Below are 22154 nucleotides of genomic sequence, written 5' to 3' on the forward strand. Positions count from 1 at the left end.
TTCATCTGTCCTCGATGCTCTGACACGAGATCGAAGCGTAGGGAAAAATCGCACGCCGGCGTGCAAAATCGCGACTTGGCGTAGAAAAGGCGATGGCTCCCCGGGCCGGATTCGAACCAGCGACCAACCGGTTAACAGCCGGTTGCTCTACCACTGAGCTACCGGGGAACAGAGGCTCTCATGTGAGTGGGGCAGCCTATAGCAAACCCGTTTCGGCTTTGCAAAGAAGCATTTCGCATTTTTTCGGTGCTTTTTGGCGCAGGGCTTTCTGGCAATGGCCGGCGAGCGCCCTCATATGAGCTGTCTCTCGCCTGTCGGGGAACGGAAAAGGCCGTTGCGGCTTTCTCCGGCTGATGGTGCTACTGATACAAACGGATCGACATTTCACATGACGGCAATGAGCGACGAACAGCCACCGGCCCGGAAAATCTCGGTCTTCGGCCGCCAGTTCACCATGCCGCGCTCGCGCGGCCTCAGGATTGCGATCGGCGTCGTGCTGATCATCGGCGGCATTCTCGGCTTCCTGCCGATCCTTGGGTTCTGGATGGTGCCGATCGGATTGCTGGTGCTCTCCTACGAATTCGCATTGGTGCGCCGTCACCGGCGCCGTTTCGTCGTCTGGTGGGAGCGGTGGCGGCGGCCGGACTGAGATTGCCCTGCTGACGGGCCGCTAGCCGGAAAATGCCGGAGGACGGCGTGCTCCGCCTATGCATTAGCTTCTGCATTACCGAGGTTGGTCGAAGCAGCTTTCCAGGCGTTCGCAAAGCTCCTTGAGGACGGCGGTAGCCGATGCGAGCCGCGCAGGGTCGCGCGGCGGCAGGCTGTTTGCGCCTTCTATGCTGAGGCGGTCGATGGCATAGCGCACAAGCTCTGCAGACTGCGACAATCCGCGCGGAGTGCCATCTTCCGTAGCTGCTCGACGCATGGCGGACCCTCCTATCTGCCCAACGTGGCCGCCGGTATCGGGTTCCTCTCGCCGAGAATCGTGCTTAACGATAAGCTAATATGTTGTTGCTAGCATGGTATTGCGTTGATAAGCAGCGCCTCGATGTCGGAAGAACCGTTGGGAATGCATGGTGGCCGCTTGACGGCATTTTCGCCGCAACCTATTGGAGCCGGGTGGAACGCCGGGAGCAATGAGGCCTCGTGGCGGAGTGGTTACGCAGAGGACTGCAAATCCTTGCACCCCGGTTCGATTCCGGGCGAGGCCTCCATTCTCAAGCGATGCGGACGCTTGAGGATTGTTTTTGTTCGGTAATTTCCGCAGGTGTGGCACTCGGAACCGAACCTCCCTCCGCAGGGTGTGGCAATATGTTCCCCATTTCGCCCCAGTCGATGCGCTCGACTGCCTGCCTGGCGAGCCGGGATTGCTGCTTTTTGGCGGTATAAATCTTCGAGGTCTTGCCGTCTTTCCAGGCGAACAGCCCGTCGAGCATCGAATCGGTAGCCTCGTTTTCCGCGAGATTCGTCGCTAGGCCCTTGCGCACCGAGTGCGCTGTGCAGTGCGTCAGGCCCGCCTGGTTGAACCATGCTGATACGCGCTGCGACAGGCCCTTGATTGAGTATGGCTGGCCATATTCGGTCATCAGGTAATAGAGGCCCGTGACCTTATGTAGCGACAGGACATGGCCCAGAATCGGGTGGATGGGTACCTGGAGCGTCGTCGGGTTGCGGTTGCGCCCCTTGAACACCCGGAAGATGAAAAGCTCCTCTCGGCGATGCCTTGGCCCGATAGCCTGCAGGTCGGACACGCGGAAGCCGATATACATCAGCAATGCCAGCGCCAGCACGGCTTTCGATTCTGTGCCATGGTGGCGGACATAGATGCCGATCTCATCGCTGGTGATCGTATGGTGCCCCTCGGTCTTACGGCGATAGGACCGGACCATTCGCGCGGTGTTGACCGGCATGATCGGCTCCGGTCTGCCGTCGCGGCCGGGGCGCGTAGCATCGAACACCTGGCGCAGGATCTTCAGCCGCTCATCCGCGGCGAACGGCGTGTCGGCCTTGCGATCACGCAGCTTGGTGAGATTGTCGACCGAAAGCGCCTTCAGCGGCATGTCGGCGAACAGATCGGTGCCGCCGATCTTGACCGGCTCGAGCAGCATGGCGTCGACGATCTGCCGTCGCTTAGCCTGGGTCGTCTTGTCGAGCTTCTGGAAGGCGTCAGACCTGAAATAGACCATGCACAGCCAGCGGAACGTGTTTGGCTGCGGATGGCCGGGGAAAGACTTTTTCGGCGCAGGTGCCGGTGCGCCCGATTTGTCGACCTGGTTGCGGGCTTTCCAATATTCGGTGGAAAAGCTTTCCGATTCGGAATCGTCGGGCAGGCGGCAGATGCGCACGCCTTCGAAGCGGAAATAATAGCGCATCGTGCCGTGGCGCGATTTGTTCTTCTCGATGTAAGGCAGGTCGATTGTCGCCAAATCCGCCATCAGTCGGCGTCCCACCGTCCCGGTTCGCCGTCTTCCCCTTGCTGCTCGCCGTCAGTAGGCCACTCGGCAAGGGCTGCGTCAATCTCGGCGACACGCCACAATTTGCGCCGGCGCCAGACGCGCGGCCGGGGCAGGAGGCCTTCTTCGACCATCTGCATGACGCTGGTCGGACTGACGTCGAGCGCGATCGCGACTTTGGTCAGCGACATGGCGAGGCGCGGCACGGTGACCGTGAGCGGCGACGTATCATGCTTCACAGCTTCGCCTTCCGACGCGCCTTGTCGCGGCGCTTCTGGTTTTGCTTGTGGGTAACCAGCTCCAGATGATCGTCGCGGATGCAGCGGCGCATCCGGCATTTGTGATCGAGCTGCTTCTTGCCCGGAATGATGCCGTGCTCGTTGGTCCAGGAAACCTTGTGGACGGCCATCGTCTGGCCGTCGAGCGCCATTCGGGGATAGCCGCCGCCGCGGCCATTGCCAGAATCAGGACCGGTCCACAGATGGCAGGGTGACTTGCGGCCCTTCTCGTCGACATAACCCGTGTCGACGATCTCGACACAGGCCATGATCCGCATACGGATCGCGTCGCGGCGGGAGAGCGGCGCATTCATCAGAACGGGATCTCGTCATCAACGTCGCGCGAAGTGCCGCGCCCGGCCTGCGCCTGGCGGGTGCGCTCCTCGATCTGGCGACGCTCGTCAGTCTCGCGAGAACGCTGCGTGCCGTAATCGTCAGCGCCTTCGGCACCGGGCGGGCGATTGGACGGCAGCTTGTCGAGCATCTGGATCTCGCCGCGAAAGCGGTTCAGCACCGTTTCTGTCGTGTAGCGCTCGATTCCGTCTTGGCCAGCCCACTTGCGGGTCTGCTGCTGACCCTCGACATAGACCTTCATGCCCTTTTTCAGGTACTTTTCGGCGACCTCGGCGAGCTGCGTGTTGAAGACGACCACCGAATGCCACTCGGTCCTTTCCTTGCGTTCGCCGCTGTCCTTGTCTTTCCAGCTTTCCGATGTCGCCATGCGAAAGGTGACGATCGGGTCGCCGGCATGGCTGCGGCGGATTTCCGGATCGGCGCCGAGATTGCCGACCAGGATGACTTTGTTGACGCTGCCGGCCATTACGGTTGAACTCCCATGTTGGTCAGCGCCGCATTGGCGGCGGCGATCTGTTGATCCAGCGACGTGGTGACATCGGCGATGATCTGGGCGAGGTAGGCGGCAGACAGGACGACCTCGCCGGCATCCTTGCCTTCGCCGACCATCAGAGCGACGCGCTGGCTGGTGACGCGGTCGCGCATGCGCTGGGCGATGTCGCGCTCGCCGAAGATCTTCTGCGCCCTGGCGAGGTCTGCCTTGGTCAGCATCAGACCATTCCCAGCGCGGCTTTGTAGAGGTCGAGGATCGATTCCTCTTCCTGCCGCTCGGCCTGGTCCTTGCGGCGCAAGGCGACGATGGTGCGCATCGCGTCGGTATCGAAACCGGTGCCCTTGGCCTCGGCATAGACTTCCTTGATGTCGGCGCCGATGGTGCTGCGCTCTTGCTCCAGGCGTTCGATGCGCTCGATAAAGGCGCGCAACTGGCCTGCCGCGACGGTCTGCGAAGTTTCGGTGATGTCGTCCATAAGATCCTCTGCGGCTACATGCGGCGCTGGCCGATGACGAACATCGCGCCTTCCGCCCCGGTGATGTGGAAGGGCATGCCGAAATCGGCCGGCGGGTGGATGGCGATCTGCTTGGCGCCTGCCGCCTCGATGGCGTCGCGCAGGAAGTTGGCGGCGAAGGTGATTTCCGTGCCGTCCTTGACGCCCTCATTGGTGATCTCGACGGCGTCTTCGGCATCGCCACCATCGCCGCGGGCGAACAGTTCGATCGCGTCCTCGCGCATGGTGATGCGCACGGTGCGCACCGTCTCGCGCTTGCCCTTGGCGTCGCTCTTCGGCACGACCAGCAAACCGTCCAGGGCGCGGCCGAGCGCGTCGGCCGACACCACGATGCGGCTTTCGGTGCGCTGCGGCACCATGCGCGGATAGTCGATATAGGTCGCGTCGATCAGCTTGGAGGCGATGCGCAGATGCTCGGCCTCGATCACCAGCAGCCGGTCGGTGCCCGAGACGGTAATCTCGCTCTCGTCGCCGGAGAAGATGCGCTGGATCTCCTTCGCGGTTTTCGGCGGCACGATGATGCCGGGTAGGATATCCGTGTTGCGCTGGGGTAGATCGCCGGTCATCTCCGGCCCGTCCAGGTCGATGACATGGACGCGGTGGCCGTCAGCGCCGATCAGCTTCAAACCGTCGCGCTGATGCAGGAACGGCCCGTGCAGCATGATGCGGTTGAGATCGGCCGACAGCGCCTTTTCGCAGCGGCGCAGGACCTCGCAAAGCTCATGCGCGCGAAGCTTCATCGTCCAGTCGAACTTCGTCGTCTCGATCAGATAGAAATCGCTGCCGGGCAGGATCTGCATGGTGACGCGGCCCTTGCCGTGGCGGGCGACGACCTGTTTCATGTCGGCGTCGAAATCAAGCGTGCCGGCATCGTCGCCACCGGTTCTGGCGATGAAGAATTCCAGCACCGCGCGCGGCACCGCCGCCAGCACTTCGCCCTTGACCTCGCAGGGGAAGGTGACATGCGCCTCGATGTCGAGGTCGGACATGGTCAGCGTCATCTGGCCCTTGCGCGCGTGCAGCCTGGCGTGGTCGAGGATCTCGATCTCACGCGAGGCGCCGGGGATGTTGCGGATGGCCTTGGCGGCTTCGGCGAAGCCGGCGACGGAGAACTTAATCATTCCGGGTACTCCATCACGACGCCATGAAGCTGTTTTGTTGGCGTAAAACTGGCAATGGCACGATCATGCCGCGCGTCGATCTCGGCTTCGGTCGGAAATGGCTTTGGCTGCGGCACGTTGCGCGCTGCAATCAAGCGGGCGCGTGCTTCCCATGTTGGCAGGTCGCGGAAGTAGTCGCGCGCCTTCTGATAGGCCTCGCGGTTTCTGCCCTCGACAATGAGATCGCAGATCTCGTCCAGTTCTGGCGACATCACAGCCTCCGCGCGTTCGGGCAGTAGCGCGTCAGGCGGTCGCGGAACTCTTCCGCCGCTTTGGCCACTGGCCATGCGGTCAGCCGGCCGCGCATCGGGATGGGCTTTGCCGCGTCGATCGCCGCGCCCCAGCTCTTCGGCGCCGGCATTAGCAGCTGGCGCTGTTCTGTCGCCAGCATGCGCAGGTCGAAGTCGGCGATGGTTGCTCGATAGGTCTTGCCGGGCGGCGGCAGGCCGGCGGCGCGCCAGATGGCCGCATCCAGCCTCGCCTTGGCGGTGGCGATCAGCGTCTCGACCATGCTGGCGGCGGCCGTCCCGTAAAGCTCGGCGGCCATCAGCGCCAGCCATTTGGCAACCGGAGTGGTCATGTCGCCGAAGACATACTCATGCCCGTCATGCACGAGGAAATAGGCGGCAAGGTTGATGTCGCGGGTTTCCTCCATCACGGCATCGGCACCGACGACGCTGTGCTGGGCAACACAAAAGGGATTGCCTGGCACCGCCCCGCCATAACGGCAGATACGTGCCAGGCCCTCGGCGACATCGCCATAAAGGTCGATGTCGAGCGCCGAAAAGCCCGTCATCGGGAAAGCGCGGCCGGTGATGGTCTGCTTCCACAAACCGCGATTGCTGGCGTGTGCGTTCATGCGCGTTCGCTCCGGCTGACATCGGCCTTCTGCGCGGCGGCGACGGCATAGAGGATGCGGTTCACCTCGCGATCGATCAGCGGCAGCTTGCGCAGGAAGGATTTGAGCAGCGCTAGGCAGCGCTCGCTTTGCGACCACCAGGGATCAAGCTTGAAGGCCGCTCGGGCCGAACAGTAAGTGCGCCAAAGCTTTTCTGCGGCGTCCTCGCTGGCCGGATCGAGGCCAGCCGTCTTCGGCATGATGTGCGCCGCCGACAACAGCGCCTTTTCGATTATCTGCGGCACGCGGTCGCCGGCCGGCTGGATCTCGCGGACGAAGCTTTCGGCGATGATGATCTTGGCCATCGGCAGGTGCTCGATGATCTCGCCGACCGAGAAGCCGAGCATGGAGATGTCCTTTTCCGTGGCGCCAAGGCCACCACCGGCGATCTCGCGGATGGCATCGGCCAGCTCAATCGCGCGGGGATGCCGCGTCGTTTCGGTTTCCGGATAGACCGGGCGCGTCTGTGGTGACGGGCGCTCGCCGCGCCCGGCAAGGCTGTGCGGGATTGCGGAGCGCAACGTTTCGGTATCGGTGATGCGGGCGTCCATTTCAGGCCTCCTGTGGCGGTTGGTCGAGCCGGGCAATCGCAGCCTGCAACTCGGCGTCGGAAAAGGTGTCGCGCCAGTCCTTCGGCGCGTGCGCATCGAGGCCAAGACCCTCACATTCGGAAATCAGTTCCTCGCGTGGCGAGAGCGGTTCGCAGGGCATGCCCATCACAGCGCCCCGAAGAGGAGGGCGGTGCAGAACAGCATTGCCGCGACCGCCGCCAGCGAGGCGAGGTTCTTGGCCAGCGAGTAATCCTCGTGATAGCCTCGCGTCCGCTGCAGGCGATCACCTTCAATGACGCCGAGATTGCGCGGGGGAGTTGGATGCGACGATTGATGACCGCGGCGGCGCTGGTGACGGCTTGGGCCGGGCAGGGGCGAGCAGACGATCCTGCCGTACTCGGCCGCGCTGGCATGGAACAGGTTTACGTGTGGCGGGATTACGATGCGTGGAGCGAGGGGCTGGCGCTGGTTCGGGCCGGTGTGCACAAGTCCGACCCGCAGATGGTTCTTCGCCTGATGGCGTGCGTCGCCAAGAATGGTGACCACGCTGTGGTCATCGCAAGGGCCGGCGTTGCATCGAAGACCGTCCTGGTCATTGACGGCGCCCAGAAAGGTTGCCGCGGCTTTGTGACCGACGAGGATCTTGGGTTGCGGTGACACTGGGTGCTCCATCGGCTTTGATGCGATGGGCCAAAGTGTGAATTACTCACATCATGGTGTCAAGCGGTAATGTGATTAACTCACACTGACAATTCAAGCCGTGAGAATCAGGCAGCTCTTATGGAGCCCGTTTGCGCGGCTTGGCCGCAAGCATTGCCGCCAGTTCGCCCGCCAGCCTGACGACCTTGGTGCGCTCCTCGTCGTCGAGTGGAGCAAGGTAGGCGGCAATGACCTCGCCAAACTGCGCCGCCAGGTCTTCGCCGAACGAGCGCTCCAGCCTGTCGATCACTTCCCGGTTGAGGCTCCTGGCGCCGCGAACCGCCTCGAGTCGGGCCTTGAGTTCTGGCGGCAGGCGGACATGGAAGCTGGGGCGCGGCGGGCGTGACATGCCCCGACTTATCGCCGAAAGGTCAAGTCTTCGAAATGGTTCCAGATTTGCTAGGAAACTGGTACTACTTTCCCCGCTATCCACAGGGTATGGTTACAGCTTGAAATATTCTGGTGATCTATCGGCAAGGGTTGTAAGCGTATCAAAACGGGACAACCGGACCGCGTGAAAAAACTGATTTGACAGCCTAAAGGAAATTGTTCCTAATTTCGATGCCGTCCGGTTTGGGAGAGAAAAGCAAGTGATCCAGTACGAATCGCGCGAAGCGGCGGGCGAGCAGGCGATGGAAGAGTTGCGGGCGATGGCGATGTCGCCGCAATCAAGGGCCGCGATGATTGCCAGGCGGATCGACAGGGACACGCGATCAATCGTCGCTGCAATGATGGAAATCCATGGCGGGCGCTGGCGCGTGCTAATCGATCACGATGTCGGCGTGGTCGCGGTTTCGCGAGATTTCTCGGCACCGCTCGGCTCGCCCAGCGCGAATCTGGCATAGGTCAGCACGGCGGCCTGCACTTCCCGCGGCGCCGCCGCCAGACGCGTGAAAACCTCGCGCAACTCGTCGCTGCCATCGATGTCCTGCGGTAAGCCTTCGCCAGTGATCAGCCAGGCTTCCCTGACCCGGAAAGCGCGGGCATAGTCCTTGGCCGCACGGGTGATGCCGGTCCTGCCGCTTTCGTGCTGGATGTAGGTATTGTAGTTGAAGCCGAAACGCTTCGCGGCGGCCTTCGCATTATCGAAGCCGCGCATCTCGCGAGCCTGGCGCAGACGCGCGGCCTGCTCGTCTATTCGGGTTACATCCGTCATGGCGTGACTTTTTCACATTTCCGCTGTGAGTTTCTACTTGACAGATTGATGTGACTTTCTCACACTATCGGTCATGTTGGATCATTCGTTCGAACTAGAGACGGACAAAGCAGTCGACGTGGTCGCCCTGCGGGGCGCGCTCGGTTGGACGCAGCTGCAGCTCGCGGAGCATTGCGGCGTCGACCGCTCGACGGTCTCCACCTGGGAGACGCGGCCGCCGACCAAGGGGCCGGCCCTGATCCTTCTGCGCCAACTTCAGGGCTCGCTTTCTCGTCAGCCGCAGCGATCCGCCGCCGGCGACAACAACGATTTCGACGCCGCCGCCCCTGCGGTCGTCGCTGCCGGCCCCGATTGCCCCTCCCAAGCCGGGGCCGGCCTTTCTTTTCAGCAATTCCAGGAGACGGCGGACAAATGAGACATCGAGCATGCGGGCCTCCATAGCGGCTGTTTAAGACACCGCCACATCACCATCACCGCAGCATTCCCACCACGGGAAACGACGCCGGATTTTCCCGGCGCGGGAAAGCTTTTGTCCGCGAGGCAACCATGTCCGACAAAATGCCCAGTGCCTGGTTCTATCGGCTGAAAGCCGCGCAGCGCGATCTCATCGCGCGGGCAGGCGGCATCGAGCGCTCCGCCGAGATCGCGTCCCTTTCGAAAAGCCAGATCGGCCGCTTCAATAATGCCGGCGACCCGGAGCTGATGCCGCTGTCCGCGGTGCTGATGCTGGAGGCCGAATGCGCAGCGCCCCTGGTGACGCAGGTGATGGCCGAACTGAACGGCCGACGCCTCGCTGACGCCGAAGTGGGCGAGGCGGCGAACGCCTGCATCATGGCCAGTCACGCCGAAGTGGTTGTGCAGGCGGGCGAGCTGATGGCCAAGGGCGCCATGGCCTTCGCCGATGGCCGGCTGACACCTTCCGAAGCCGCAGGCATCGACCGGCAGGCCGCATCGCTAGAGCACGCCGTGTCGGATCTTCGCCGCGCTGCCGCCAGTGCGCGTGTCAGCGGGCTGACGGTGGTCGGGGGCGCGAAATGAGCGCTTTCAGCACGCTTCGCGAGGCGAATGAAGTTCGACAGGCTGAATGGGACAAAGAGAGCGGCATATCGCTGTCCTATCGGGGCAACGAACTGGCCGGCGAAGTCGGCGAAGCGTGCAACGTCATCAAAAAACTAGAGCGCGAACGGCTAGGCATTAGAGGATCGCGTGCAACGATCGAACAATTGGCCGAGGAGTTGGCTGATGCTGTGATCTGCGTCGACCTGATCGCGATGCACGAAGGCATCGATCTGCAGCAAGCTATTGCCAGGAAATTCAACTCCACGTCAGAAAAATACGGGCTCGCAACCCGCATGATCGTTGCTGAGGCGGGCTCCAGATGATCCCCGCCGACACCATCGCCAAGGCGCGCGACATGTCGATCGTCGACGTGGCGCTGGCTCTGGGCGCCGCGCAAGGCGTCAAGATCGATGAGCGCGGCGTGCCGTGCCCGGCCTGCGGCGGCACTGACCGGTTTTCCGTCGACAAGACCAAGAACGTTTTTCTCTGCCGGCATTCCGGTACCGGCGGCGATCCGATCGCGCTCGTGCAGCATGTGCATCAATGCAGCTTTGGCGATGCGATCGAGCATCTGACCGGCGCCAAGCCGTTGGCCACAGCCAGGCGTGCGCCGGCGCAAAGCGAAGACCAGAAAAACATCTATCGCGAAAAAGCCCGACTGCGCGCCTGGCGCATCTGGCAGGACGGCGCGCCGATCGAGGCCGCGCGTGGCGGCCGCTGGGTGCGCGACTATTTCGCCCTGCGCGCCATCCCTTTCCCCGCATGGCGCATCAAGGTGCTGCGTGAGGTCTCGCACCTGCCTTACTGGCACCGGTCGAAGCCCGACCAGTCCTTCGTCGTTATCCATAGCGGTCCGGCGATGCTGGCGGCGATCACCGGGCCGGACGGCCACTTCATGGGCGTGCACCGCACCTGGCTGGATTTTTCCCGCGCCAACGGCAAGGCGGTGATCGTCGACCCGGAGACGGGCGAGGTCCTTGACGCCAAGAAGGTCGAGGGCAGCCAGAAGGGCGGCAAGATCGTCCTGCGCGACGGTGAGTCCGGCGGTGTCTGCGCGGTTGGCGAGGGCATTGAGACGGTACTGTCGTGGGCCGAAATGCAGGCCAGCGCAGCGAGGGAATATCTGGCCAAGCCAGCCCTATGGGTCGGCATCAATATGGGCAACGTCGCCGGCAAGGCTGCCGAGCAAATCCCGCATCCTTCGCTGACGGTCACCGACACGCTCGGCCGCAAGCGCCGTCAGAAGGTCGGCGGCCATGAGCCGGATCTGAACGACACCGAATGCCTGCAGATCCCCGCCGACGATTTCGGGCGGCTTATCCTGCTCGGCGACGGCGACAGCGACCGCTTCACCACGCAGGCGGCGATGCTGCGCGCCCGCAAACGCTTTGAGCTGGCCGGACACACGGTGCGGATCGCCTGGGCGCCAGACGGGCAGGACTTCAACGATGCGCTGCGTGGCATGGCAGCGCCACGGGCGAGGGCGGTGGCGTGATGGGCGGCTCACTGTCAGCACCGGAACCGGCCGGGCTCTACTATCGCTTCTCGGTCAAGTGCGGCCGCGAGATGAATGCGGCGATCGAGAAGGCGGCGAAGGCGGCCGGCATGAGCTCGAGCAGCTTCGTGCAGAAGCATTTCGACGACATCCTTTCGACGGCGCGGCAGCCGATCGACAGCCCGCCGCCCTTAGTGCCTGCGGCCGATGGAAGGCGCGATTTCGACGTGGCGCAAAGCCTCGGCATCACGGTCACGACGCTTCGCCTTTATCGGGCGATGGATCATGCCAAGGACGGCAACGGCAATGTACAGATGTCGCAGCTGGCGCTGGCCGAAGCGGCGGGCGTGGCGCCGGCCTCGGTCAAGACGTTTCAGCAGAAACTGGCGCAGCACCGGTTGGTGAAGCAAGTCGCGCCACCCGGTCACCGGATACCAGCGATCTGGCACGTCTATTCGATCGGAGACGATCGATGACCCTGCAGGCCTATCACGATTTCCTTGCGAAAAAACGCATCGCCGATGTCGCCACCGGCCTGATCAAGCTGCCGGACTTGCCGGAGTTCCTGTTCCCGCATCAGCGCGACATCGTGCGCTGGTCGCTGCGGCGGGGCAGGGCGGCGGTTTTCGCCGGCACCGGCCTCGGCAAGACGCTGATGGAATTGGTCTGGGCGCGCGTCGTCTCAAATCACACTGGCCTGCCGGTGATCCTCTTTGCGCCGCTCGCCGTCGGGCCGCAGCATGAGGACGAGGCCAGAAAATACGATCTGTCCGCCCGTGTCGTCACGCGCGATGGCGTCGTCGACGAGACGGCGATCACCAATTATCAGAAGCTCGACCTGTTCGACCTGACCCGATATGGCGGCATCGCGCTGGACGAAAGCTCGATCCTGAAAAGCTTCGATGGCCACTATCGCAACCGTTTGATCGAGATCGCCAAGCCGATCCCTTTCCGTCTCGCCGCCACCGCCACGCCAGCGCCAAACGATTACATGGAATTGGGTAGTCACGCCGAATTCCTCGGCATCATGTCCTATTTCTCGATGCTGGCGACCTTCTTCACCCATGACGGGTCGGAGACGCGCAACTGGCGGCTGAAAGGCCACGCCGAAAACGACTTCTGGCGCTGGATGGCGTCATGGGCGGTGATGCTGCGCAAGCCGTCCGACCTCGGCTATTCCGACGACGGCTACGAGCTGCCGCCGCTGACCAAGCGCCTGCATGTCGTCGAGACCGGATCGCACTGGCAGAGCGATGGCCAGTTTTCCATGCTGCCGGTGCTGGCCAGAACGCTGCAGGAACGCAACCACGCCCGCAAGTCGACGATCGACGATCGCATCGCCAAGGCCGTGGAGCTGACGCCGGCCGACAAGACCTTCGTCTGGTGGGGCAATCTCAACGCCGAAACCGAGGGCGTGACAAAGCTGATCCCCGGCGCGGTCGAGGTGCGCGGCTCGGATCACGACGACTACAAGGAAGAAAAGCTGAAGGCCTTCAGCCAGGGCAAGATCCGCGTGCTGGTCACGAAACCGTCGATCTGCGGCTTCGGCATGAACTGGCAACACTGCCACCGCACCGGCTTCGTCGGCCTCAATGACAGTTTCGAACAGGTCTATCAGGCGATCCGCCGCTTCTGGCGCTTCGGCCAGAAGGCCGAAGTGACCGCCGACTTCATCGCCGCCGACACCGAAGGCGCGATCATCGCCAATCTCGACCGCAAGGAAGCCGACGCCGAGCGGATGGCGGCGGCGATGGTCCGCCACATGGCGGACCTGTCGTCGGTCGCGGTGCGCGGTTCGACGCTGGACCGTCCCGACTATCAGCCGAAACTGAAACTGCGCCTGCCGCAGTGGGAGGAATTTTCGCGATGAACGATGATCAAGTTGCGTGGCTTGAATTGCGCGAGCCGCGTTGCGTGCCTGAGCGAAAGGGTCCGTTCAAACAGGCCGCACTCGCTGCGACGCTTCGCGAATTCATGGATGCTAGGCCGCAGGCGTTTATCACTGTGATTTCGTTCGATTGCTATGGGCGCCCAATGCTTCAGGATGGGCCAGAAGCCCTCTTGATGGCCGATGGCCGCTCCAGAGGGCGCGCTAATCGACATCGCAAGACCGCCGCGACAGCATTTGCTGATGCGTTTGGCTCTGTCGCCGCCGGCATGTTTGCGGCACTCAAAGCTTTGGAAGCCGTTGGCTATCTCAGGGATCACAGCTGCGCCGGAAAGGATGGCGGTGCTGCACTCAAGCTCGGTCGCGATGCCATCGACGCTGCTCGCAAGGGAGGCTTCGCGTGATACCAAAATATCGGGCGCTGTTCGACCATATGCGGGACGGCATCGTCTCCGCCACAGATCAAACCGGCAATCCCATGGAAGCGCTGATGCTTATGTCGGATGTGAGCGCCGCTGTGCTGATCAAGGTATTTCCGCGTGACCAGTGGGAAGCATCTGCGCAGGTATTCTCCAATCGCCTCGACAACACCATTGATCGTGAAATCGCGATGCAGGGGAAGCCGTCATGAAAAAGCTTCCCGCCATCAAAGCCGTCGACCAGGTCGTGACCGACCGCTACGCCATCTATCAGGGCGACAGCTGCGAACTGATCCGGGCGGTTCCGGGCGACAGCGTGCATTTCGGCGTGCATTCGCCGCCCTTCGAAGGCCTCTATAAATTCTCAGGTTCCGACCGCGACCTGTCGAATTCGGAAGGCGGCGCCTTCTGGCGGCATTACCAGTTCCTGATTTCCGAAATGCTGCGGATCACCATGCCCGGCCGCATCCAGGCGGTGCATGTCATGCAGCTGCCGACATCGAAACGCCGCGACGGCTTCATCGGCATGCGCGACTTCCGCGGCGAGGTTATTCGCGCCTGGCAGGATGCCGGCTGGCATTTCCATTCCGAGGTCTGCATCTGGAAAGATGCGGTGGTGGCGCAGGCGCGGTCGAAGTCGCACCGGCTCAACCACAAGCAGGTGGTGAAAGATTCGACGATTTCAGGGCAGGCTCTGGCGGACTACATCGTCGCTTTCCGCAAGCCTGGCGACAATCCCGAGCCGGTGGCCGGCGCGCTAAAACGCTATGTCGGCGAGGGCGACGGGCCGGACTACGCCAAGTTCACCACCGACAACGATAGCCGCAACTGGTATTCGATCGAGGTCTGGCAGCGCTACGCCTCGCCTGTGTGGATGGATATCCGCCAGTCCCGCACGCTGCAATATCTGACGGCGCGCGGCGAGGCGGATGAAGCCCACATCGCGCCCCTGCAGCTCGACGTCATCGAGCGCTGCATCGATCTGTGGTCCAATCCCGGCGACATCGTCTTCACGCCCTTCCTCGGCATCGGCTCGGAAGTCTGGTCGGCGATCCATTCCGGCCGCCGCGGGCTCGGCTTCGAGCTGAAGGACAAGTATTTCCGGCAGGCGCGCCTCAACATGACGCGCGATCTGGCCGACAAGGAGCCGGACTCGCTTTCCAGCATCGAGCCTCACACAGGCGAGGATGAGGCCGAAGACGTCCCGATGCAGGGCGATGATACCGACGCTGTCCTGGAGGCCGTTTCCTGATGGCCCGTGTACACGCTTGCCTTGAATGTGGTGAGGGCACGACGCGCCAGCGCGAGTTCTGCTCGGCCAAGTGCCGCAGCGACTGGAACAACCGCCGCAAGCAGCGCGGTGCCGAGCTTTACGATCTCTACATGGCGCACCGCTTCGACCGCGCCAATGCGCAGGCGCTGCGCGTGTTCCAGGCGATCAATCGCATGGCGTCCAACTTCCGCGAAGAAGACAAGGCCAGGCGCGCCGGCCGGCAGTCGTGGCGCTCGCCGCGAACGGTGATCGAGGAACGGCCCTATCTGCGCAGCATCACCACGCACGTCCGCATCGGGCGGTCGGGCGGCTGACGCATGCACGAAGACGACGACTTCATGCCGGATCTGCCGGACGACGACCTGCCGCCGCCGGAAGGCGGCGAGGACGGGCCGACGCCCGAGCAAGCCTTGCTTGCCGCATGTGCGGCCGAGCCGGAGACCGACATCGGCAATGGCCGGCGTCTGCGCCGCCGCTTCGGCGATCTGGCCAGGCAACATGCCGGTGCCGCCAGCCATATCGCCATCTGCGTCGCCCATATCGGCTGGCACGTCTTTGACGGCAAGCGCTGGAAAGAGGACGAGGACGGCTCGCTGATCCGCCGGCTGGCGCACAAGACCGCCGAGGCGATCCGCCAGGAAGCGGCGATAATCGATGCCAGCGAGGAAGAGCAGGCCATCATCGGTGCAGGGCAGGTGGCCGCGTCATCGCTGGAAACCATGCTTGGCGACCGCAAGGCGCGACTGCCCGACATGGCCCGCGAGCAGCAGCGGCGCGACTACGAGAAGATGGTCGAGGCGGCCGAAGAGATCGTAAAACTGATCGAGGCCAGGCGCGGCCAGCGTCGCCGTCACGCCAAGTCGACGGCCGGATCGTCAAAGCTCAACAATCTGCTGGCCGAGGGCCAGCCCTACATGTCGGCCAAGGTGCAGGATCTCAACACCGAACGCTATTGGGTGAACTGCCGGTCTGGCACGATCGAATTCCACCAGGTGCCGGACGAAGAGCCGGACCCGGATGGCAACGACCGCTTCACCTGGCATGCACGGCTGCGCGAACACCGGCAGGGCGATTTCATCACAAAGATGGTCGAGGCCGACTGGCAGGAAGGCACCAGGCCCGACATGCCGGAATTCAAGAAATTCCTGATCAAGGTCCAGCCCGATCAGTTGATCCGCGCTTTCCTGAAACGCTTCTGCGGCTATCTGCTGACCGGGCTGACGATCGAGCAGGTGATGCTGTTCTTCTATGGCGTCGGCCGCAACGGCAAATCGACCTTTGTCGAACTGATCTGCTTCATCCTCGGCGATTATTCGGTGACGCTGTCGATCGACAGTTTTTCCGGCGACAACAAGCGCGGCGGCGCCGAGGCGACGCCCGACCTTGCCCGGCTGCCGGGCGCGCGCCTGGTGGCGGCATCGGAACCGGAAGCCGGCACCAAGCTGAAAGACGCGCTGATCAAGACGCTTACCGGCGGCGAGAAGATCCCGGTGCGGCGCCTTCACAAGGATTTCTTCGAGGTCGAGCCGCACTTCAAGATCGTGCTGTCGGGCAACCACAAGCCGCGAATCGATGATGATTCGGACGGCATATGGCGCCGTCTGCTGCTGGTGCCGTGGGCAATCCAGATCCCCGAAAGCGATATCGATCGGGCGCTGCCGCGCAAGCTGCGCGCCGAAGCGGACGGGGTGTTCGCATGGATGGTGGAAGGCGCGGTCGAATACCTCAATCACGGGCTCGACGTGCCGGCTGGCGTGCGCGCGGCGTCGAACGAATACCGGCAGGAAAGCGACGCGATCGGCACCTTCATCCGCATCGCGTGCCATGTCACCGGCCTGCCCGAGGACAAGGAAAAGCCCATCGATCTCTATCATGCCTTCGAGAAATTCGCGGCGTCGGAAGGTGTGTTCGCCTTTAACCGTTCGACCTTCGAAAAGCGTTTTTCCAAGGCCGCCGAGCGCAGCTTCGAAGGCCCTGACGGCACCATGAAGCAATTCGCCCGCTCCCGATCGAACGGCGACACCTTCTATCGCGGCATCGGCATCCGCATCGAATGGCAAAGCCAAGGTGACCACGGCCACGGTCACGGGGAGGATGAGCGGTGAGAGAGCTTCGTGTTTTGATCGGTTGTGAGTTCACCGGCGTCGTGCGACGCGCTTTCGCAGCACTTGGTCACGACGCATGGTCGTGCGATCTGCTTCCCGCCGAAGATGGCAGCAACAAGCATATCGTCGGCGACGTCCGCGACATCTTGGGCGACGGATGGGATCTGCTTATGGTGGCGCACCCACCATGCACGCGTCTTTGCAACTCTGGCGTTCGATGGCTTTCCAATCCGCCTCGCAAGCGGACGCTGCCCGAAATGTGGGACGAATTGCGCGTCGGCGCCAATCTCTTTTCGACATGCTGGAATGCGCCGATCGAACGCATATGCGTCGAAAACCCAATCATGCATAAACACGCTACGGCTTTGATAGAAGCCTATGAGAAGCCGGCGCAGATCGTCCAGCCATGGTGGTTTGGCGAGCCGCAGTTCAAGGCCACGGGCCTCTATCTCAAAGGGCTGGCGCCGCTGGTGCCGACCAACAAGCTGACCCCACCAAAGAGCGGCACGGCCGAACACAGGGCATGGTCCAAGGTACACCGCGCGTCACCCGGTCCTAACCGCGGCCGCGAGCGCTCCCGATTCTTCGACGGCATTGCCACCGCGATGGCTGGTCAGTGGGGATCTGTCGGCTGATGGTCCCGCAATCAACTGCTTTTCCCTTCTCCCCTTGTTTTGGCTTCGCGCTACGAGGGCCGTTATCGCGTCTGTCGGCACTTTCGCCAGTGCCGCTAGTGCCGGTCCTGCGCACTCGCCGCGCGATCAGCACTGCGAAAGGGATAGGGAAATCAGCAGCTTGTGCCGGAAGTGCAGATAGTGCCGGTTAGCGGCGGGTAACGCATGTGATGGCTTGGCGATGGGGATGGGGGCAAGCGTCTTTCCAGTCATATGCGTTATCGCCGTCTATCTGCACTTCCTGCACTTGCGTGTCTTTGCCTTTTAATTTGCTTGCGAAAGCAAGGGTTTATTCACCTTTGAAAGAGAGTGCAGATAATGAAAAACAGTGCAGCTAGTGCCGATCTCGGTTTTGTGACCAGCAAGAACCGACCTTTGAGCCGAAACGCTGCCGGCAAGCGTGCCGGCCCGGTCGAGGATGTCATCGCCTGGGCATGGCGCGACGAGCTGCCCAAGGTACCGAGGCGGCAGGACGGGCCGATGACCATGGCGGGCGGCTGGGATCGCGCCGGTCGCTTTGCCGAACTGCTGTCGCTGGTCGATCTGTTCGGCGTCAACCAGTTCGGCGCCGTGCCTGACTTCTCTGCCGAGAGCTGGCCTTGCCAAGATGCGCAGCTGATCGGCGGCGCGGTGATGGCGCTCGACGACTATGCGCTTGAACTGCCGGAGGACTGGCATCCGGCGCCCGAACTCGACCGCTTCGGCGGCCTTGGTGCCAAGGCGTTGAGTGAGGCCTGGCGGCGCATGACGATCGACGATGGTCAGGGCAGGGTGACGCTGCGGCTGAAGCCGTCCGAACTGATCATCCGCCGCGCGGTGATGGGCTGGGAAGCCGACGCCATGGTGCTGGACGACACCACGCAGGAAATCGAACGGCACGCCAACGGCAAGCCGCGCTATTACCTGAAGACGACGCAGCACCAGCTCACCGGCCGTGTCGTCGACGGGCAGGATGAGACGGTGGCGCGCATCGTCGAGGTCAATGGCGTTAACAAGAAGGGCGAGGCGCTGCCCGGCGCCTACACCAAGCCCTATCTCGACCCGAACCCGGTCAATGCGATCATCGCACGGGCCGAGCATGAGATCTGGGTGTCGGCGCTGGCGATGGTCTTCGATGCCGTCGCTGGTCAGATGGAAGATGTCGTGATGCTGCCGAGCACCGTGCCGCTCGCGCCGTGGCTGGCTGATGCGCCCGTGGCGCGCGTACTTCCCGATCTCGTCGGCGACGCCGCCCTTCGAAAGGCACAGCAGGAGAAGGCTGACGCCTCGCTGAAGGCGCGCTTCCCGCGATGGTTCAAACTCTTCGAAAAGCAGCGTGAAAAAATCGCTGCAGCACCTGCTTGACGGGGGCAGCGATTTGGAGGATGTCTTGTCACGGATAAAAAGTTTCGAAAACCCCGCTGCCGATTCGGACGCGGGGTTTTCGCGTTTCAGGGCGCACGATGTCCGTTGAGCTTCACGTCTACGCGTCAGACTTCGAGCACCTGGCGCGCGGCATTGCGCGCTTGCCGGAGCAGATCAAGGCCAAGGCCGCAGCGCGCGCCATGCGTCGTGTCTCCGATATGGTGAAGACGCGCATCGTCAGGCGGAATGCCGAACGGGTCGATATCCCGCAGTCTCGGGTGAGAGCGCTGACCACGGCGCACTTCAACGCTGGCGGCAACAGCTACGACACCATCGTGCGGTCGAATTGGATTTCGCTTTATAAGCTTGGCGCGACGCAGACCGCCAAGGGCGTGCGTGTTCGCATGAGAGGATCTTATAAATCCGCCTTCATCGCAGAGATGGGCAGCGGCCATGCTGGCGTGTTCAAGCGCCAGGGCAAGGCACGGCTGCCGATCCGCGAGCTGTTCGGTCCAAACCCTGCCCACGACATCACCAACAATCCCGATGTCTATCTCAAGGTCATGGCTGAGGTGATCGAGCAGTACCTGATGCCTCGCTATCTGCATGAGGTCGAGAACCTCTTGCCTCGCTAGGCACCCCCACCCCTTCGGGTCCTTCCCAGCCCTCCACCCCATGCGGGCCGGGGCGACCCCGAAATCCCGCTAGTGAGGCTGGTCAAAAACTGACCTGACAACCCTGACATCGACGCCATGACAACCTTACAAAGCGATGCCGCTGCGAAGGGCGTCTGGATCTCGATTTCGGATCTGGCGAAGCGCAAGAACATTTCGCGCCAGTCGGCCAAGGAACGCGTCGACCGGCTTGTGTCGAAAGGCCTGATCGAGACGCGGCCGGAAGGTCGGTCGAGGATGATCGACCTGGCCGCCTATGATCGGGCGGTCGGCGAAATCGGCGACGCCTACCGGGAAACATCGGCCGAAACCAAAAAGGAACCGGCCCCGGCGCACAAGCCGTTGCGCGACGCCCAGACCGAGCGTGCGCAATACGAGGCGCGCCTAAAGGCGCTTGACCTCGCCGAGCGTCAAGGCAAGATCCTGCCCATCAAGGGCGACCACGGTATCGAGAATGCGCTGACAATCGCCGGCGTCATCATCGCCCGCGAGATCGATCGGTTCATGACGGTGGTCGACGACATCGCTGTCGCGGTCGCCAAGGAAGGCGTGATCGGCGCCAAGCGCGTCATGAAGGAGGCGATCCGCGAGCGCCGCGCTCGCGTCGCAGAAGCGCTGGCCGAGGTCATCGCCAAGGGGCAGGCGGCCGAGCGGGACGGCCCAATCTCGACGGATGTCGGCAGCGACCTGGACGACTGAATGCGCATCGATCATTCGCGCTCGGCGCTTGCGGTCGCCGCCGCCGTGCTTATGGCCCAAATCAGGATGCCGGAGCGCCTGTCGCCGTCCGAATGGGCCAAGCGGCATCTGATCCTGCCGGACGGGCCGCGAGCAAACGAACTTTGGGATATCAACCACGGCCTGCACATCGTCGAGCTGGTCGACGCCATGGGGCCGGACTCGACCGAGAATGAAGCGGCGGTAATGAAGTCGGCGCAGACCGGTTACACGGTCGCGCTGATCATCATCGCCGGTCACTCGATCGACACCGATCCGTGCCGGTTGATGATCACCCAGCCGACCAGCGGCGCGCTGTCCGACTTCAACAAGGAGAAATTGCAGCCGGCGATCGAGGCGACCGAACCACTCGCCGCCAAGGTGCGCCCGACATCATCGCGGTCGTCTGAAGGGTCGACTGCGTCATCCAAGCAGTTCGCCGGCGGCTCACTGATCCTGGCGCTGGCGTCATCTGCGGCCGAGCTGCGGTCGAAGACGATAAAGAAGGCGCTGTGCGACGAGATCGACCAGTATCCCGACGACCTCGACGGGCAGGGCGACCCGCTCGAAATGATCGAGGCGCGCCAGATCTCGTTCCTGAATTCCGGCGACTGGAAGCGCGCCTTCATATCGACGCCGACCGTCAAGGGCGCGTCGAAGATCGAAAAGAAATATCTGGCTGGCGATCAGCGGCGCTGGCACGTGAAGTGTCCCGGCTGCGGCGATCGTTTCGTCTTCGAATTCGACCGCAAGCATTTCCGCTTCAACGACGCGTTTCCGTTCAATGCGCACTACGTGACGCCGTGCTGCGGCACGATTATCGAAGGGCACGAAAAGACCGCCGTTTACCGGACCGGGATATGGACCGCGACGGCACCTCGTCCAGGCGCGCGCCACAGCTATCACTTCGACGCGCTGTCGTCGCCGCTGGTGCCGTGGGACGAGATCGCCCGCAAATATGTCGAGGCTGATGGCGATCCGCAGCTGCTGAAGGCGTTCTGGAACCTCTATCTCGGCCTTCCCTACGAGATCCGCGGCGACGCTCCGGATCACGTCAGGCTGATGGAACGGCGCGACACCGAACTGAAGCGCGGCCACATCCCGCCGCTCGGCCTGATCCTAGTCGGATCGGCAGACGTGCAGATGCGCGGCATCTATTATTCGATCCGGGCGTTCGGCCCTGACCGACAGAGCTGGGTCGTCGACGCCGGCATCATTGAAGGCGAGACCGACGATCCGCAGGCCGGCGCCTTCCTGAAGCTGGTGAAGGTGTTTGAGACCAGCTATCCCGACGCCTTCGGCGGCCGGCGCAAGGTCGATGCTTTCGGTGTCGATTCAGGCTTCCGCAGCCATGTCGTCTACACCTGGGTCAAGGGCCGCCTCGGATGCTTCGCGCTGAAGGGCCTCGACGGCTGGCACCGTCCGGCGCTCGGCACCGGCACGCCGGTTGACATCGACTTCAATGGCAAGCGCATCCGCAACGGCGCCTATGTCTGGGGTGTCGGAACGTGGTCGCTCAAGGGCGCCTTCTATGACGACCTTCGCAAGGAAGGGCTGAAGTCCGGCAAGGATGCCAATCCGCCCGGCTACATCCATTTCGGCCACTGGCTGGACGAGGTCTATTTCCGCCAGATCACCTCCGAATATCTCGGCAACGAGAATTTCAAGGGCAGGGTGCGGCGGGTCTGGAAAGTCAGGGCCGGCGAGGAAAACCACTTCCTCGACTGCGAAGTCTACAATTCGGCACTGGCCGACTATCTCGGCCTGTCGCGTCTGACGCAGGACGATTGGGCAAACCTCGCGGCGCAGCGCGCAGCGCCGGAAATCGCTCGCAACCCGGACATGTTTTCGCCAGCGCCGATTCTGGCCAGGGCGATGCCGAAACCGCAGGAACAGGACGGTGCCGATCGGCCGTCCGCTCCCGCTTCGCCCTCATTCTGGGATTGACCG

The 22154-nt window shown here is 62.9% G+C and carries 32 protein-coding genes and 2 tRNA genes; 18 read left to right on the forward strand and 16 right to left on the reverse strand.

Going from position 1 to position 22154, the window contains the following annotated elements:
* Window positions 1-93: 93 nt before the first annotated feature.
* Window positions 94-168 (reverse strand) — tRNA-Asn (locus NKH71_RS03080).
* 220 nt (window positions 169-388) lie between these two features.
* Here NKH71_RS03080 and NKH71_RS03085 point away from each other — a divergent pair.
* Both NKH71_RS03085 and NKH71_RS03090 read left to right on the forward strand, forming a co-directional pair.
* Window positions 389-649, forward strand: a complete 261-nt coding sequence (locus NKH71_RS03085) for a hypothetical protein (protein ID WP_023720044.1) — start codon at window positions 389-391, stop codon at window positions 647-649.
* A 491-nt stretch (window positions 650-1140) separates the two neighbouring features.
* Window positions 1141-1214: transfer RNA gene (locus NKH71_RS03090), tRNA-Cys, on the forward strand.
* A 3-nt stretch (window positions 1215-1217) separates the two neighbouring features.
* Here the strand turns inward: NKH71_RS03090 and NKH71_RS03095 are convergent.
* The 15 genes from NKH71_RS03095 to NKH71_RS03165 all read right to left on the reverse strand — a co-directional run bounded on the left by NKH71_RS03095 (window position 1218) and on the right by NKH71_RS03165 (window position 8556).
* Window positions 1218-2435, reverse strand: a complete 1218-nt coding sequence (locus NKH71_RS03095) for a tyrosine-type recombinase/integrase (protein WP_352894276.1) — start codon at window positions 2433-2435, stop codon at window positions 1218-1220.
* Window positions 2435-2692: a hypothetical protein gene (locus NKH71_RS03100; protein ID WP_352853541.1), complete on the reverse strand. Its 258-nt coding sequence runs from the start codon at window positions 2690-2692 to the stop codon at window positions 2435-2437. The genes NKH71_RS03095 and NKH71_RS03100 overlap by 1 nt, the downstream gene beginning before the upstream one ends.
* Window positions 2689-3045, reverse strand: coding sequence for an HNH endonuclease signature motif containing protein (locus tag NKH71_RS03105; RefSeq protein WP_352894279.1), 357 nt, complete (start codon window positions 3043-3045; stop codon window positions 2689-2691). Before NKH71_RS03105 ends, NKH71_RS03100 begins: the two co-directional genes overlap by 4 nt.
* Window positions 3045-3551 (reverse strand): single-stranded DNA-binding protein, encoded by a 507-nt coding sequence (gene ssb, locus NKH71_RS03110; protein WP_352894282.1) that lies wholly within the window; start codon window positions 3549-3551, stop codon window positions 3045-3047. The genes NKH71_RS03105 and ssb overlap by 1 nt, the downstream gene beginning before the upstream one ends.
* On the reverse strand, window positions 3551-3796 hold the full coding sequence (locus NKH71_RS03115; RefSeq protein ID WP_352894284.1) for a hypothetical protein: 246 nt from the start codon (window positions 3794-3796) through the stop codon (window positions 3551-3553). Before NKH71_RS03115 ends, ssb begins: the two co-directional genes overlap by 1 nt.
* Complete coding sequence (locus tag NKH71_RS03120) at window positions 3796-4053, reverse strand: DUF2312 domain-containing protein (protein ID WP_352894286.1); 258 nt, start codon at window positions 4051-4053, stop codon at window positions 3796-3798. The genes NKH71_RS03115 and NKH71_RS03120 overlap by 1 nt, the downstream gene beginning before the upstream one ends.
* Window positions 4054-4067: 14 nt before the next feature.
* Complete coding sequence (locus NKH71_RS03125; protein ID WP_352894288.1) at window positions 4068-5213, reverse strand: DNA polymerase III subunit beta family protein; 1146 nt, start codon at window positions 5211-5213, stop codon at window positions 4068-4070.
* Window positions 5210-5464, reverse strand: a complete 255-nt coding sequence (locus NKH71_RS03130; protein WP_352894291.1) for a hypothetical protein — start codon at window positions 5462-5464, stop codon at window positions 5210-5212. The genes NKH71_RS03125 and NKH71_RS03130 overlap by 4 nt, the downstream gene beginning before the upstream one ends.
* Window positions 5464-6111, reverse strand: coding sequence for a hypothetical protein (locus NKH71_RS03135; RefSeq protein WP_352894293.1), 648 nt, complete (start codon window positions 6109-6111; stop codon window positions 5464-5466). The genes NKH71_RS03130 and NKH71_RS03135 overlap by 1 nt, the downstream gene beginning before the upstream one ends.
* Window positions 6108-6701, reverse strand: coding sequence for a hypothetical protein (locus tag NKH71_RS03140; RefSeq protein WP_352894295.1), 594 nt, complete (start codon window positions 6699-6701; stop codon window positions 6108-6110). The genes NKH71_RS03135 and NKH71_RS03140 overlap by 4 nt, the downstream gene beginning before the upstream one ends.
* Window position 6702: 1 nt before the next feature.
* The gene (locus NKH71_RS03145) at window positions 6703-6867 is read right to left on the reverse strand and encodes a hypothetical protein (RefSeq protein ID WP_352894296.1); all 165 of its coding nucleotides are present in this window, start codon (window positions 6865-6867) and stop codon (window positions 6703-6705) included.
* Window positions 6867-7361, reverse strand: a complete 495-nt coding sequence (locus NKH71_RS03150) for a hypothetical protein (RefSeq protein WP_352894298.1) — start codon at window positions 7359-7361, stop codon at window positions 6867-6869. Before NKH71_RS03150 ends, NKH71_RS03145 begins: the two co-directional genes overlap by 1 nt.
* A gap of 118 nt (window positions 7362-7479) precedes the next feature.
* On the reverse strand, window positions 7480-7749 hold the full coding sequence (locus NKH71_RS03155; RefSeq protein WP_352894300.1) for an Arc family DNA-binding protein: 270 nt from the start codon (window positions 7747-7749) through the stop codon (window positions 7480-7482).
* A gap of 93 nt (window positions 7750-7842) precedes the next feature.
* Window positions 7843-8109, reverse strand: coding sequence for a hypothetical protein (locus tag NKH71_RS03160; protein ID WP_352894301.1), 267 nt, complete (start codon window positions 8107-8109; stop codon window positions 7843-7845).
* A gap of 60 nt (window positions 8110-8169) precedes the next feature.
* Window positions 8170-8556, reverse strand: coding sequence for a helix-turn-helix domain-containing protein (locus tag NKH71_RS03165; protein WP_352853526.1), 387 nt, complete (start codon window positions 8554-8556; stop codon window positions 8170-8172).
* Window positions 8557-8629: 73 nt separating this feature from the next.
* On the opposite strand from NKH71_RS03165, the gene NKH71_RS03170 reads away from it, so the two are divergent.
* The 16 genes from NKH71_RS03170 (at window position 8630) to NKH71_RS03245 (ending at window position 22151) form a co-directional block, all read left to right on the forward strand.
* Window positions 8630-8971, forward strand: coding sequence for a helix-turn-helix domain-containing protein (locus NKH71_RS03170; protein ID WP_352894304.1), 342 nt, complete (start codon window positions 8630-8632; stop codon window positions 8969-8971).
* A gap of 131 nt (window positions 8972-9102) precedes the next feature.
* Window positions 9103-9594, forward strand: coding sequence for a hypothetical protein (locus NKH71_RS03175; protein ID WP_352894305.1), 492 nt, complete (start codon window positions 9103-9105; stop codon window positions 9592-9594).
* Window positions 9591-9938: a MazG-like family protein gene (locus tag NKH71_RS03180; RefSeq protein ID WP_352894307.1), complete on the forward strand. Its 348-nt coding sequence runs from the start codon at window positions 9591-9593 to the stop codon at window positions 9936-9938. Before NKH71_RS03175 ends, NKH71_RS03180 begins: the two co-directional genes overlap by 4 nt.
* Window positions 9935-11110, forward strand: coding sequence for a DUF7146 domain-containing protein (locus NKH71_RS03185; protein WP_352894308.1), 1176 nt, complete (start codon window positions 9935-9937; stop codon window positions 11108-11110). The genes NKH71_RS03180 and NKH71_RS03185 overlap by 4 nt, the downstream gene beginning before the upstream one ends.
* Window positions 11110-11586: a hypothetical protein gene (locus NKH71_RS03190; RefSeq protein WP_352894310.1), complete on the forward strand. Its 477-nt coding sequence runs from the start codon at window positions 11110-11112 to the stop codon at window positions 11584-11586. Before NKH71_RS03185 ends, NKH71_RS03190 begins: the two co-directional genes overlap by 1 nt.
* Complete coding sequence (locus NKH71_RS03195) at window positions 11583-12980, forward strand: helicase (protein WP_352894311.1); 1398 nt, start codon at window positions 11583-11585, stop codon at window positions 12978-12980. The genes NKH71_RS03190 and NKH71_RS03195 overlap by 4 nt, the downstream gene beginning before the upstream one ends.
* Complete coding sequence (locus tag NKH71_RS03200) at window positions 12977-13402, forward strand: hypothetical protein (RefSeq protein ID WP_352894312.1); 426 nt, start codon at window positions 12977-12979, stop codon at window positions 13400-13402. The genes NKH71_RS03195 and NKH71_RS03200 overlap by 4 nt, the downstream gene beginning before the upstream one ends.
* Window positions 13399-13629: a hypothetical protein gene (locus NKH71_RS03205; protein ID WP_352894314.1), complete on the forward strand. Its 231-nt coding sequence runs from the start codon at window positions 13399-13401 to the stop codon at window positions 13627-13629. The genes NKH71_RS03200 and NKH71_RS03205 overlap by 4 nt, the downstream gene beginning before the upstream one ends.
* Window positions 13626-14669 (forward strand): DNA-methyltransferase, encoded by a 1044-nt coding sequence (locus NKH71_RS03210; protein ID WP_352894316.1) that lies wholly within the window; start codon window positions 13626-13628, stop codon window positions 14667-14669. Before NKH71_RS03205 ends, NKH71_RS03210 begins: the two co-directional genes overlap by 4 nt.
* Window positions 14669-15004 carry a DUF2116 family Zn-ribbon domain-containing protein gene (locus NKH71_RS03215; protein WP_352894318.1) on the forward strand — a complete coding sequence of 112 codons (336 nt, stop codon included), beginning with the start codon at window positions 14669-14671 and terminating at the stop codon, window positions 15002-15004. Before NKH71_RS03210 ends, NKH71_RS03215 begins: the two co-directional genes overlap by 1 nt.
* Window positions 15005-15007: 3 nt before the next feature.
* The gene (locus NKH71_RS03220; RefSeq protein ID WP_352894319.1) at window positions 15008-16795 is read left to right on the forward strand and encodes a DNA primase family protein; all 1788 of its coding nucleotides are present in this window, start codon (window positions 15008-15010) and stop codon (window positions 16793-16795) included.
* A complete protein-coding gene (locus tag NKH71_RS03225) occupies window positions 16792-17430 on the forward strand; it encodes a hypothetical protein (protein WP_352894322.1) in 639 nt (212 codons plus the stop codon). The genes NKH71_RS03220 and NKH71_RS03225 overlap by 4 nt, the downstream gene beginning before the upstream one ends.
* 357 nt (window positions 17431-17787) lie before the next feature.
* Window positions 17788-18813 carry a hypothetical protein gene (locus NKH71_RS03230; RefSeq protein WP_352894324.1) on the forward strand — a complete coding sequence of 342 codons (1026 nt, stop codon included), beginning with the start codon at window positions 17788-17790 and terminating at the stop codon, window positions 18811-18813.
* Between the two features lie 98 nt (window positions 18814-18911).
* On the forward strand, window positions 18912-19448 hold the full coding sequence (locus tag NKH71_RS03235) for a phage tail protein (RefSeq protein WP_352894326.1): 537 nt from the start codon (window positions 18912-18914) through the stop codon (window positions 19446-19448).
* A 117-nt stretch (window positions 19449-19565) separates the two neighbouring features.
* Window positions 19566-20186 (forward strand): winged helix-turn-helix domain-containing protein, encoded by a 621-nt coding sequence (locus tag NKH71_RS03240; RefSeq protein ID WP_352894328.1) that lies wholly within the window; start codon window positions 19566-19568, stop codon window positions 20184-20186.
* The gene (locus NKH71_RS03245; RefSeq protein ID WP_352894330.1) at window positions 20187-22151 is read left to right on the forward strand and encodes a phage terminase large subunit family protein; all 1965 of its coding nucleotides are present in this window, start codon (window positions 20187-20189) and stop codon (window positions 22149-22151) included. It begins immediately after the preceding gene.
* The last annotated feature ends 3 nt before the right edge of the window (window positions 22152-22154 follow it).

Source organism: Mesorhizobium sp. M0983 (assembly GCF_040318975.1).
Taxonomy (GTDB): domain Bacteria; phylum Pseudomonadota; class Alphaproteobacteria; order Rhizobiales; family Rhizobiaceae; genus Mesorhizobium.